The 1,452-nt window shown below is 61.0% G+C and carries 1 protein-coding gene; it reads right to left on the reverse strand.

Translation table 11 applies throughout. The features are described from left to right. Positions 1-224: 224 nt before the first annotated feature. The gene (locus tag PY650_RS36385) at positions 225-1,343 is read right to left on the reverse strand and encodes an IS110 family RNA-guided transposase (RefSeq protein WP_285884935.1); all 1,119 of its coding nucleotides are present in this window, start codon (positions 1,341-1,343) and stop codon (positions 225-227) included. Positions 1,344-1,452: the final 109 nt, after the last annotated feature.

The raw sequence follows: 1,452 nt of genomic DNA on the forward strand, positions 1-1,452 counted from the left end.
AGACAGGGCGTTTTGACGACGGCTGGCATACTCTTATGCGCGGGTTGGGTACCGCATTTCCGTGTGTTCGTCTGGGGCTGCCTCTGTCTAGCTTCGGGCGTGGACAGTTTCCGCCACATAGATTGTACGAGGGTTCCCCACCGGAGCCCTGCCTCCATCTTTGTCCAACAGCAGATGATTCAATGCTTTCGTTAAGCGTTGTTCCTCGGGCTGACCGGAAGGATCTAGCCTTGTGCCATGGGAGTGACCTCCTGCCCGATCGCCCATAGGAACGCTGCCATTTCTCGGGCAATGGCGGTGACCGCGACGACTTTCGGCTTGCCTGCCGCCATCAGCTTGCGATACCGCGCGCAAAGCCTCACTTGACCTTTCCAGGCAATCTCTCGAACCGTCCTTGGCAATCCCTCCAGACGCCTCTGGATTGTCCGGCTCACACGTGCTGGGAAGCGATATGTCCAGGCGCCTTCGATGAGGACCCGACGCACCCTCGTGTTGCCAGCCTTGGTGATCCCACCACGCTTGACCCGTTCGCCCGTTGAGCTTTCCGATGGCACGAGACCGAGATAAGCCATCAACTGACGGGGATTATCAAAGCGCCTGACATCGCCGATTTCGACGACAAAGGTGACCGCCGTCATGAATGCAACGCCGCGCAGCGCTTGGTAGGCGGCGACAACCGGGGCCATCGACCAGGATGAAGCGGTCTCCACCACCAGCTGGGTCAACCGGTCCAGACGCACGCCGGCATCTTCGATGGCTTGGCAATATTCCGCCAACAGGATGTGGTGGGCGGGATGATCGAAGGTCTGGCGCACCAGCCATCGGACATGGGCACGCGTCCATGGTTTGCGGCCGGTATAGATCCGGCCGTGACGCAGGAGAAAAGACTGAAGTTGCTGACGCGCCTGCTTCAACGCGTCGCTGGCCGCCTCGCGAGCCCGCACCAGGTCGCGGATCGCCTCATGAGCTTCATCCGGAACCCAGACCGCGGTCAACTCGCCCGCGCGGTGCAGGCGCGCCAGGCTGACGGCATCCCGGCGGTTGGTCTTCACCCGGTCACCTGCTCGCCTGGGCACCAGCGACGGCGCCACCACCACGCAGTCATGCCCCAGTTCGACAATCTGCCGGTAAAGACCGTAACCGGTCGGACCGGCCTCATAGCAGAAGTGAAGCTTGGCGCCGCGCTTGGAAAGCTTGTTGATCATCGATGCCACAGACGTCGGCTCCGAGGAGATGTCGCCGAAAAACCGCACCTCGCCGTTGCGCTCTCCATCCGCAACCGCCACTGAAATCTTCAGCTTTGACGTATCCAAGCCGATGAAAATTACGCTATCCTCTTTCATGGTTCGCCCTCGCTTAAGCGTGGGGCTCGGCTCCGGCCTATCCAGAGCAACCCCCGAATTCAGCTTACCGCGGGGGCGGGCCACCTTCATCCCAGGAACATACGGTCTA

Origin of the sequence: Martinezella calliandrae, assembly GCF_030272695.1 — a bacterium.
In the GTDB taxonomy this organism is placed as follows: Bacteria; Pseudomonadota; Alphaproteobacteria; order Rhizobiales; family Rhizobiaceae; genus Rhizobium; species Rhizobium calliandrae.

Bases quoted from the DNA above. Each gene is read 5' to 3' on its own strand.
- PY650_RS36385 (WP_285884935.1), bottom strand. From the start codon at position 1,343: ATGAAAGAGGATAGCGTAATTTTCATCGGCTTGGATACGTCAAAGCTG.